The sequence below is a fragment of the Nostoc linckia z4 genome (genome assembly GCF_002608075.1).
Lineage (GTDB): Bacteria > Cyanobacteriota > Cyanobacteriia > Cyanobacteriales > Nostocaceae > Nostoc > Nostoc linckia.
In genome coordinates, this window is record NZ_LAHA01000112.1 from 1 (window position 1) to 11,156 (window position 11,156).

General features: G+C 40.4%; 8 protein-coding genes and 1 pseudogene. 5 read left to right on the plus strand and 4 right to left on the minus strand.

Annotated features, from left to right (window positions below; genetic code table 11):
- Window positions 1-114, minus strand: a pseudogene (locus VF06_RS43645) (IS982 family transposase); the annotation flags it as partial.
- Window positions 115-234: 120 nt separating this feature from the next.
- On the opposite strand from VF06_RS43645, the gene VF06_RS38075 reads away from it, so the two are divergent.
- The gene (locus VF06_RS38075) at window positions 235-4,767 is read left to right on the plus strand and encodes a trifunctional serine/threonine-protein kinase/ATP-binding protein/sensor histidine kinase (protein ID WP_257207712.1); all 4,533 of its coding nucleotides are present in this window, start codon (window positions 235-237) and stop codon (window positions 4,765-4,767) included.
- 224 nt (window positions 4,768-4,991) lie between these two features.
- On the opposite strand, the gene VF06_RS38080 is transcribed toward VF06_RS38075, so the two are convergent.
- Window positions 4,992-5,726 carry an SDR family oxidoreductase gene (locus VF06_RS38080; RefSeq protein ID WP_099068931.1) on the minus strand — a complete coding sequence of 245 codons (735 nt, stop codon included), beginning with the start codon at window positions 5,724-5,726 and terminating at the stop codon, window positions 4,992-4,994.
- Window positions 5,727-6,070: 344 nt separating this feature from the next.
- On the opposite strand from VF06_RS38080, the gene VF06_RS38085 reads away from it, so the two are divergent.
- From VF06_RS38085 to VF06_RS40010, 4 genes are all read left to right on the plus strand, one after another.
- Window positions 6,071-6,976, plus strand: coding sequence for an AraC family transcriptional regulator (locus tag VF06_RS38085; RefSeq protein WP_099068930.1), 906 nt, complete (start codon window positions 6,071-6,073; stop codon window positions 6,974-6,976).
- 157 nt (window positions 6,977-7,133) lie between these two features.
- The gene (locus VF06_RS38090) at window positions 7,134-7,574 is read left to right on the plus strand and encodes an NUDIX hydrolase (RefSeq protein ID WP_099068929.1); all 441 of its coding nucleotides are present in this window, start codon (window positions 7,134-7,136) and stop codon (window positions 7,572-7,574) included.
- A 304-nt stretch (window positions 7,575-7,878) separates the two neighbouring features.
- Complete coding sequence (locus tag VF06_RS38095) at window positions 7,879-8,304, plus strand: hypothetical protein (protein WP_099068928.1); 426 nt, start codon at window positions 7,879-7,881, stop codon at window positions 8,302-8,304.
- A 113-nt stretch (window positions 8,305-8,417) separates the two neighbouring features.
- Complete coding sequence (locus tag VF06_RS40010) at window positions 8,418-8,567, plus strand: histidine kinase (RefSeq protein WP_143861653.1); 150 nt, start codon at window positions 8,418-8,420, stop codon at window positions 8,565-8,567.
- An 11-nt stretch (window positions 8,568-8,578) separates the two neighbouring features.
- Here the strand turns inward: VF06_RS40010 and VF06_RS38100 are convergent, their stop codons facing one another.
- Together VF06_RS38100 and VF06_RS38105 are read right to left on the minus strand one after the other, a co-directional pair.
- Complete coding sequence (locus tag VF06_RS38100; protein WP_099068927.1) at window positions 8,579-9,778, minus strand: DUF4159 domain-containing protein; 1,200 nt, start codon at window positions 9,776-9,778, stop codon at window positions 8,579-8,581.
- 345 nt (window positions 9,779-10,123) lie between these two features.
- On the minus strand, window positions 10,124-11,156 hold a 1,033-nt coding region (locus tag VF06_RS38105; RefSeq protein ID WP_099073011.1), incomplete at its 5' end, for a phage tail protein.

The following is an 11,156-nucleotide window of genomic DNA, read 5'->3' on the forward strand; positions in this document are numbered from 1 at the left end:
GCGATCGCGCTTTCTTTTTTGCAGCCCATTACCCAACAGTTGGCGCTCCCACTGTGGTTCAAAGGTTTGACAGAAGTCATCGACAGAACAGAATAGTTCTTCTAGAGTGAACATAGGGCAAGCAGATGGATGAGAATTTAGCACTTTCAGCCTACCTGTTTTGCCCCTTTCTTATCCCGAACTCACGTTTTCTTAGTTTTTATTAGTAAATAAGATGCGTTCGCCCTGTTTATCATTCCAGAAAAATTATATGGCAGAGAAAACGAAGTCCAACAACTACTAGCAGCCTTTGAACGAGTGGCTGTTGGTAGTAGCGAACTGATGTTAGTTGCAGGTTTCTCTGGAATTGGTAAAACTGCCGTTGTCAAAGAAGTTCACAAACCAATTGTCAAGAAACGAGGATATTTCATCAAAGGTAAATTTGACCAATTTAATCGCAGTATTCCTTTATCAGCCTTCGTCCAAGCATTTCGCAATTTAGTCGAGCAAATCTTAACACAAAGCGATAGTCAAATTGCCCAATGGAAAAATAAAATTATCGGCGAATTAGGTGAAAACGCACAGGTAATTATAGAAGTTATTCCCGCATTAGAAATCATTATCGGCAAACAACCACCAATACCAGAGCTATCAGGAACTGCTGCCCAAAATAGATTTAATTTATTATTGACAAAATTTATTCAAATATTTGCCAGTGGAGAACATCCCCTAGTAATCTTCTTGGATGACTTGCAGTGGGCAGATGCCGCTTCTTTAAAATTTTTACAATTATTAATGAATGAAGTAAATCTGGAACATTTATTATTAATTGGAGCTTATCGAGATAATGAAGTATCGCTAGCACATCCTTTAATATTAATATTGGATGAAATTCGCAAAACTGGTGCAAAAATTCACACAATTACCTTGCGATCGCTGAGTCATTTGAAATTAAATCATTTAGTTGCGGATACCCTTGCGTGCCCAGAAGATGTAGCATTTCCACTATCACAATTGGTATATCAAAAAACTAAAGGTAATCCGTTTTTTAGTACGCAGTTTCTCAAAGCATTATACCAAGACGGGTTAATTGAGTTCAACTTACAATCAGGCTGTTGGCAATGTGACATCGCCCAGATAAATCAGCAAGCTCTGACAGAAGATGTGGTGGAATTCATGACATGGCAATTGCAAAAGTTACCTGAATTTACTCAATTTGTATTACAGTTAGCTGCTTGCATTGGCAATAAATTTGATTTAAAGACATTAGCTACAGTTTGTCAATTATCAGAGGTAGAAACCGCTGCTGCTTTGTGGAAGCCATTACAAGAAAATTTAATTTTACCCGAAAGTGAAGTTTATAAATTTTATCAGCAAGAGTCATTAGTTAATAGTCATTTGTCATCATTAGAAGATAGAGAACAAATGACTATTACCTATAAATTTTTGCACGATCGCGTCCAACAAGCTGCATATTCTTTGATTCCCGATGACCAAAAACAAGCTACTCATTTGAAAATTGGGCAATTGCTACTCCAAAATACAACAGCAGCAGAACAAGAAGAAAATCTGTTTGAAATTGTCAATCAACTCAACATCGGCAAATCTTTAATTATCGAACATTTGCAGCAAATACAACTCGCCGGACTCAATCTCAAAGCGGGACAAAAAGCCAGAATTGCAACGGCTTACACCGCCGCCTTGGAGTATGCCATCACAGGCATTTCTTTGTTGAATCTTGCTGAAAAAGAATCTTGCTGGCAGACACAATATAACCTCGCCTTACCACTGTATGAATTAGCAACAGAAACCACCTACCTCAGTGGTGATTTTCAACAGATGGAGCAATTTGCAGATATTGTTCTTCAACAAGCTAAAACAGCCATCGACAAAATGAAAGTTTATGCTGTTAAAATGCAAGCTGAAATGGCCCAAACTAAAAAATTGCAAGCTGTTAAAATTGGCATAGAAGCTTTGGAATTAGTAGGGATAACTATACCTGTATCGCCTAATTCCTCAGATACTCAGCAAGCAATTACTGAAATAGCAAATTATCTCAATGGCAAGAATATCGAAGATTTGATTAACTTGCCTTTGATGACAGATATCGAAAAATTAGCAGCTGCCAGAATCTTAAATAGTATTGGTACTGCTACCTATCAAGCCGCGCCCGAAATTTTTCCCTTAGTGATTTGCAAACTGGTAAATTTATCAATCAATTACGGCAATTCACTTTTCTCCAGCTATGGTTACGCTTGTTACAGTATTCTCTTAAATGAAACAATTCAAGATATTGACTTGGCTTATCAAACCAGCAAATTAGCCTTAAAATTAGCCGAAAATTTCAATATTCCAGAGATGAAAGCAACTGCATTTATGGTGGCGGGATGTTCGACGATTTTTGGCAAAGTTCATTTGAAAGAAACATTGCCAATTTTGTGGGAAAGCTATCAAAATGGCATGGAAAGTGGCAACTTAGAATTTGTTGGTTATGCTGCCTTAACGAAATGCCAAAATTCATATCTATTGGGGTATGAGTTAACTGGATTGCAAGAAAATATGGCAACCATTGGTGATGTTTTGACTCAACTCAAACAAGAAAATATTTTATATATACTAGGTATTTATCAACAGTCAGTGCTCAATTTGTTAAATTCCTCTGGAGATCCATGCAGTTTTCATAGTGAAATCTGCGATGAAGAAACTTGTTTACAACTACTAGATAATGCTAGCGATCGCACTGCATTTTTTCAGTTTTACTTGAACAAAATGATGCTTTGTTATCTATTTGGAGAATACCAAGATGCCTGTCAAAATGCACTGCTAGCCCAAGGGTATTTAGATGCAATACAAGGAACAATCTTCGTCTTAGTATTCAATTTTTATGATTCTTTGGCGCACTTAGCAATTTATTCATCATTGCCAAATGCAGAACAACAAAAAATCTTAAGTCGAGTGACAAACAATCAACAAAAAATTCGCCTATGGGCAGACCACGCACCAATGAATTTTTTGCACAAGTTTTATTTAGTGGAGGCAGAACGAGAGCGAGTACAAGGTAATAAAGCCCAAGCAATAGAGTTTTATGATGACGCCATCAAAAAAGCTAAGGAAAATGAATATATCCAAGAAGAAGCGATGGCTAACGAACTCGCTGCTAAATTTTACCTCCACTGGGGCAAAGAGCGCATTGCTGAAGATTATTTAATTGCCGCCTACTATGGCTATGCTCGCTGGGGTGCAAAAGCTAAAGTTGCCGAATTAGAACAAAGCTATCCGCAATTGTTAACAACAATTCTCCAACAGTCTACTAGAGGATACATACCTAATGAAACTGTGTATGCAAACGAAAACCGATTTATTTCTCAAACCTCCTCATCGGGAAGCGGTGCTAGCGTATCCACATCTTTAGACTTAAGTGCCATCCTCAAAGCCTCTCAACAACTATCGAGCGAAATTCAACTCAACAAACTACTGTCAGCACTCTTAGAAATCGTCACCGCAACCGCAGGCGCAGATAAATGTGTGTTGATGTTGTTCGATGGACATCAACTGAGTATTCAGGGAGTAGCTCAAATAGGGCAACCTGCGGTGGTTTTGCAGTCCATACTGCTGTCAGAAAGCAACGATGTGCCTGTGAGTTTAGTGAACGCAGTCAAACGCAGCTTAAAAGCCACTGCCATCGAGAATACAATGGAGCATCCATTGTTATTAACCGAAGCTTACATTTTACGCCAACAGCCAAAGAGTATCCTGTGTACGCCAATTTTGCATCAAGGCAAACTCCTTGGTGTGCTTTATCTAGAAAACAACTTAACAACGGGAGCATTTACCCACGAACGGGTCGAACTGCTGAACTTACTTTGCACACAAGCCGCCATCTCCTTAGAGAATGCCAAACTCTACCAACAAGCACAACAAGCAATCCAAGATTTGCAACAAGCACAGTTACAAATCGTCCAAAGCGAGAAAATGTCTGCACTGGGTAACTTGGTTGCTGGGGTAGCTCATGAAATGAATAACCCTCTGGGTTTTATTGCTGCTAGTCTCAAACAAGCTAAACCCACACTTGCTGATATTGTTGAACATCTGAAACTATATCAAGAAAATCTACCAGAACCAGGGGATGAAATTACAGAACATGCCGCAGAAATTGACTTGGATTATAGTTTAGCAGACTTACCAAAGATGATTGATTCCATGACTATAGCGTGCGATCGCTTGAAAAATATCAGCACTAGTTTAAGAACTTTCTCCCGTGCAGATCGAGATTACAAAGTACGTTTCAATATTCACGAAGGTCTAGATAGCACGATTTTAATTTTAAAACATCGTCTCAAAGGAAACGAACAACGTCCTGCCATTGAAGTCACCGTCAACTATGGTAGCTTACCACAAATTGAATGTTTTCCGGGTCAATTAAATCAGGTATTTATGAACATCTTGGCTAATGCCATTGATGCCTTAGAAGAAGCAAATCAAGGACGTAATTTTGAGGAAATTAAACTTAATCCTAACCAAATTACAATTACAACTTCAGTGGTAGATCGAAATGTCAAAATAGCCATTGCCGATAATGGTCAGGGGATGAATGAATCAGTCAAACAAAAAATCTTTGACCATTTATTTACTACCAAATGTGTTGGTAAAGGTACGGGTTTGGGTCTAGCGATCGCCCATCAAATTATCGTAGAAAAACATGGCGGTACTTTAGAAGTCAGTTCTACACCGGGTGAGGGAACTGAATTTACCATTATCATACCGATTCACGAGCGAACGAAGGGGTGATGGGGAGGTGGGGGGATGAGGGAGACAAGGGAGATGAGGGAGACAAGGAGAATAATAACTCCCCACGGGTGAACGAAATTTTGTGTGGGATTTCTAGCTAAGTATCCAAAAAATTACCCTCCACACTTCCCACACTCCCCACACTCCCCACACTCCCCACACCTTTTTTCGCTCACCCACTCCCCACTCCCCAGTCATCAGTCACCAGTCAACTTATTTGAGTTTTAATACGGGCTAGCTGTGGGACGCACAATAATCTCATTCACATCTACGTCGTCTGGTTGGTCGATGGAAAAGGCGATGGCTTTGGCTATGGCTTCAGCGGGAAGTGCTACTCTCCGGAATTCCTCCATTCCTTGAGCAGCTTCGGTATCAGTAATACTATCTGCTAGTTCGGACTCAGTTACACCCGGTGAAATCACTGTCACACGAATGTCGGTGTTTTCCTGGCGCAGTCCCTCGGAAATCGCCAGCACAGCGAACTTGGTGGCTGAGTAAACGGCGCAGGTTGGCCAAACGTTGTGTCCACCAATGGAAGACAGGTTGACGAACTGGCCAAATCCCTGACGTTTCATAACTGGGAGTCCGGCGGCGATACCGTTGAGTACGCCACGAATGTTGACATCAATCATCCAATCCCATTCATCGACTTTGAGGGCTTCTAATTTTGAGAGTGGCATAACGCCGGCATTGTTGACGATGACATCAACGTGGCCAAATTTGCTTTTTGCAAATTCCACAAAGGCTTGGAAGTTAGCACGATTAGTGACATCGAGACTCTGGTATTCTGCTGAGCCGCCCTCGGAGCGGATAGCAGCCACGAGGCTTTCCAATCGCTCGGTGCGCCTTGCGCCCAAGACTACATGGAGACCCTTGCGAGCCAGTAGACGTGCTGTTGCTTCACCGATGCCGCTGCTTGCGCCTGTAATTAATACGACTTTCTCTTGGTTGGTAGTCATAAAATCAATTAGTTGAAGTATTTAAGGGACTTGCAAGGAAAAAATTGTTGACTGTTGACTGTTGACGGTTAACTGTGAACCGTCAACAGTCAATGCTTTAACCGCAATAATTTATTTTTTGGAGTTCCCTAATAGTTTGATATTGCGCTGAACTTGGATTGATTGTCCGGCACACTCTTAATTTAAGAGAGTTAAAACCTGGTGCGGTAATCCAAACCTGCTGAATTCTTGCCTAATCCTGCATTCTTTTCATTGCCTATACTCAAAGGAGAGACTGACACAGGCGGCTGAATATATTGGAATTGCCTTGAATGATACTGTGATAAAAGATTTCTAGAGAGATTATGGAACAGACAATTACAAAGCAGCAGTTAGAGTTTGCTGCTTTGATTGCACAGAACAGTAAAACAGATGGTATCCATGCCACAGCCATCGAGCGGTTGTTTTTAATCCGTTGCTCACAACCAACTGCGCCTCTCCATGCTCTGCATGAGCCTACTTTATGCATCGTTGCTCAGGGCAAGAAGCAGGTGATGTTGGGGGAAAATTTGTATGTTTATGGTCAAGATCGATGTTTGGTGGTGTCCATCGATTTGCCTGTGGTGGGTCAGGTGATTGAAGCAACGCCAACTGTTCCGTATCTATGCCTACGGCTAGATTTAGATCCTGGAGAACTCGGTACACTGATGATGGAGGCAAAACTAGACACTACTGTAAACCAACAACCAGAGCCTGGTTTGTCTTTGAGTCCTGTTACTCCCCAACTATTGGATGCAGCGATCCGACTTCTAAGGTTGTTGGAAACTCCCGAAGATATTGCCATCCTCGCGCCTTTGATTGTAAAAGAAATTCTCTATCGGTTGCTATCAGGCGAACAAAGTGGGCGATTGCGACAGATTGCTTTAGCCGATAAACGGCTTCAGGGAATCGGTAAGGCGATTAACTGGCTCAAATGGAATTATGAAAAGCCATTTCGGATTGAAGCGATCGCTCGTGAAGCCTGCATGAGTCCGTCATCTCTTCATCATCACTTTAAATCTGTCACTGCCATGAGTCCTTTACAATATCAAAAGCAACTCCGGCTCCAACAAGCCCGTCGGTTAATGCTAGGAGAGGGCATGGATGCGGCAACAGCCAGTCATCATGTAGGTTACGAAAGTCCCTCACAGTTTAGCCGTGAATACAGTCGGTTGTTTGGCGCACCACCCTTGCGTGACATTGCTCGGCTCAAAAGTAGTCAAGAAACGTAAAAGAAAGTGACTACAGAGGAAATTTATAAGGGCTGTACGGAGATGGTAAAAAGAAATTTATCAACAAAGAATAAATCAAAAATTACCCGGTATCAACTCTCGACTTTCTGAAATAAACATTGTACAAAACAATTAGACACTACAGGATGTAAGTTGCATGGGTCGAAAAATTAGCAAAGTTTTTACACAATCTGGAGTTATTCCCTATAGAGTTAACAATGGTAAAATCGAAATCTTGTTGATTACAACTCGTAATCATCAACACTGGGTAATTCCCAAAGGAGATATTCCATCAGGAATGAGTCCACCCGATTCAGCAGCCAAAGAAGCTTGGGAAGAAGCAGGGGTGATTGGACAAGTGGACGCCAACGAAGTGGGCACTTATAAATACCGCAAACAAGGTAAAGCCTACCGGGTAAAAATGTATTTATTGCCAGTGGATATCCTGAGTGAAGATTATCCAGAAGCAACTAAAAGAAAACGCCAGTGGGTAGAAGTTAATCAAGCCATCAGGTGGGTTAAGTTTAGTTCCCTTAAACGAGTTATGAAAGATTTTTTTCAGGTCAAATCTTCTTCTTGTGCATTTCGATGCTACTGAAATAGTCTGAAGAAAAACTCATAATTCACAAGTCAGGCTATTTTGGATTTTAAGCAAGTCGGTGTGAAAAAATTTCGTTATCAAAAGGCAGGAGGCAGGGGTAGGAGGCAGAGAGCAGGAAGCAAAAGGGTAGAAGGTTTGAGTTGTTCTGTTTATTTGCATTGTTCTAAGTATAAATACACAATTGATTCACCAATTCACCAATTCTGATGCTTCTTCAAGTCACTCTACTTATTTATCCCTTGTTTCATGTTTTTACGACTATATTTAATTAAATAAGTTTTCAATAAGGAAAACAAAATAAATGAATAAGATGGCATTTATAGTTGCAGCAGTTATTACCATGTCACCTTTGACTTTAGCTGTAGCAAACAACGTGCAACCTGCGAACAAGCAAGTAAAACAAACTCAGAGTAATCAACCAGAACAGTCTGTGCAAAAAACTTTCATAAGTCTGATCAATGCTGTTGAACAAAACAATTACAATCAGTTTATATCTCAAGGAAATGCTGCTTTCAAAGAAGCGGTTACAAAGCAAACATTTACACAAGTTAGTGGACAGTTAGCTCCTCGCCTCAAAAAAGGGTATTCATTAGTTTTCTTAGGAAATCTGAATCAGCAAGGTTATCAAGTTTATTTATGGAAACTGACATTTAAAGATAGTGGCGATGATATATTAGCTAGACTTAGCCTCAAAGATGGAAAAATAGGCGGATTTTGGCTAAATTAATTGATGACAGGACTTATATCATGTCCGTTTAAAGACTTATGATTTAGGGTGACGCAAAGAAATTTTAATCAAAACCTTGTCTAATTTGAGAACCGTAGTTTTTTACCAAAGTTTTGGGATTACTTCCTTCTAGACTTCTAAGAGAAGGCGGGAAAAGGGGGGCCCCTGAAGGGGAAAAAAATCAATCTTCTCATGCCCAATGCCCAATGCCCAATGCCCAATGCCCTATGCCCAATGCCCAATGCCCAATGCCCTATTTTTAAGCTAGGTCTATTCACCACTGTCCAGAATTATCTTCTCGTTGTAAACCAATTAACTGTCGGCGCTTCCAAGCATAATGAAGAATATTAATTCCCAGTTCTTGAGCTATACGAATGGTTAATCTGGGTAAACTCAAATCTCTATCTAATCCCCAAGCAGTTGCTAAATCACCAATTACTAAAATAATTCCTCCACCCATTAAAAGTTTAATCTGCTGTTGATTCACCAATGGCAGCGCCGCAAATAAGAAAGGTTTTGTTCTTAAAGGATGACTGCGTTGTAATTCTTCTAATGGTCTTAAAGGACTCTCTAATTGTTGTGCTAATGCTTGAGTACTGTCAATTAAAGCATTAGCATTTGTTGGTGCATCAACTAAAAGTACGCCACCTAAATTTAGGTAATTTTTCAAGGATTCAAATTCGAGACTATTTAAAGATAAAGCTTGCTCGCCAGTGAGATAAAGTAGGTCATAATCTTGGACATTTTCTGATAAAGAAACTTGACCTGGTTCATCTGCTCCCCGCAAGCTGGGATATAAGGATTCTACTGCTTGTAATAAGTATGAAAGATTGAAAAAATTACGCGCACATTCAGGATCGCTATGAGTTGTCTGGGCAATGCTTACCAGTGCTTGGGGACGCATTTGTGCTTGGCGGCGATAACGCAAATCAATGTTGTTATAGCCAGGGAAAAAAGCATCCGCAGGTTGGGTAATGTCAGTATGTCCTGGTTGTAGGAGAATGCGACATATTTCAATTTCTGAACTGATTGGCGTTGAATTTCTTTGGTCAATTCGATAGGTTTCTTGCACAATATCTCTTTGCTGTGCGCGTCGCAATTCATCAGGATCTACATAGCTAACTACTAAATAAATTGTGATTGGTTCTGAAGTTGCTACTTCTATATCAATGGGAAAATCATAGGAAGTGGGTACAACAATTAAATTACCTGCTAAATCAATGGCGATACCTGGTTGAATTTGTACCCAACGTCCATCTCGATATCTAGCTTCTACTTGGCTGGGTGCGGGTATATCTCGCACACCCAAACCGCAGACAATTCCTGGTTGATTTAAACTTTGATATTGGGCATTTTGCCGCAGCCGATGATAATCGTGAGCTGCTCGCCAGCGTTCGGCATTAATTAGTAATCCGTCTGCGGCTTGTAGGCGTTCAAAGGATTTAATTGGTGGGGGTGGGAAGGGGTGAGACATGGGGATTTTGGATTTTAGATTTTGGATTTTGGATTGAAGAATTTTAGATTATAAGTTTGTTATGTAAATTTAAAAAAATACTAGCCATCTCATTTGCAATTTTAAATTAGAGGTAGTGGCGTGACAAGTTTTAAATGTTGCAATAGATTTTATTGTGGGATGGGTGTCCTTACCCGTCCGGGCGGGCAAGATGCCCACCCTACAAGAGTTTAGTAATGCACTATTTTAGTCTTGTCACGGTAGTAGGGTGTATTATGTTGAAGGCTAACTTATCTTTAATTTTTTATGCCTCTTTACGCTCATTGATTCAGAATTCTGAATTCTGAATTCTGAATTCTGAATTTTTTAATTTCGTTGATTTTCAATGGTTAATTCGTAGGTACAGAAAGCTGGTTTTTCTTGTTCGATGATTTTTTGAATCAGTTGTTCGTTGATAATGCCACTGGAAATGTGAGAACGCAAACGAACTACAAAATGATATGGTTGTCCACCGGCTAAAACTGCACTTCCCAGTTGTGCGTCTCCGATAATGAAAGCTGGGCCAAAAGGTTCGGTAATACTAATATGTTTATCTGCTTCATTGGGTAAATGTTCGTCTAATGGTAAGCCTGTATAAAGATGTAAATAAAGACGCAATCCTTTACGAGTTCCTCGCCAGCGATAAAGTTCTACTGCACGACGAATTAAACGGCGCTGTTGCTGGAGATCCCAAACAGAATCTACTTGCCAAGCAACCCAATGAGCCATAAAGGGTAGGAGTGCTTGGGGTGCTGTCAGGGGGTCGAGGTTTGCCCACATGACGTTATAACTGTCAATTATTGGTTGAAAAGCTTGCTCAAATATTTTCATAAAGCGACCAATAAAGTCTACTTCACGATACAAAATAGGCAAGAATTCCATGTAGGCAGTGTAGGGACGGATATATAAATCAAAATATTCGCTTCTGTAGATTTGTTCGTTGTCTGTACCTTGGTCGATGTGTAAAGTAACTAAGCTACGAAAATTCAGAGTTAGTTTGTCTGTTTTTCCTGGGGCTATGGCTTGTTGGTCTTCAAAAAATGTTTCTGGAATAGAAAAGTACAACACTGCGTCCATTTGTCCGCGCGGTGGAATCTCACTACCTTCCGTACCAATTTGACACCACTCACTGGGAAAATTTCCCTCAATCCTGAAATTTACCTGCAATGGTCGCTGTTCTAAGTTTTGCACTTGGACAATCATTTCACTTGGGTGTCCAGGATGCAAAAGTAAACTACGTCCTGCTGCATCAACGCTTTCCTGATTGGCAAAGGTTAAACCCCCCACAGGTAAAGCTTCAGGAATTTGCATTGGCGTTAATTGAATGCGGATAGATGGAGTAGAGCGACTTTGAACCATA

Excerpts from the sequence above, each read along its gene's own strand:
- VF06_RS38090 (WP_099068929.1), top strand. The coding sequence starts at position 7,134 with ATGGGTCGAAAAATTAGCAAAGTTTTTACACAATCTGGAGTTATTCCC.
- VF06_RS38080 (WP_099068931.1), bottom strand. The coding sequence starts at position 5,726 with ATGACTACCAACCAAGAGAAAGTCGTATTAATTACAGGCGCAAGCAGC.
- VF06_RS38095 (WP_099068928.1), top strand. The coding sequence starts at position 7,879 with ATGAATAAGATGGCATTTATAGTTGCAGCAGTTATTACCATGTCACCT.
- VF06_RS38100 (WP_099068927.1), bottom strand. The coding sequence starts at position 9,778 with ATGTCTCACCCCTTCCCACCCCCACCAATTAAATCCTTTGAACGCCTA.
- VF06_RS38085 (WP_099068930.1), top strand. The coding sequence starts at position 6,071 with ATGGAACAGACAATTACAAAGCAGCAGTTAGAGTTTGCTGCTTTGATT.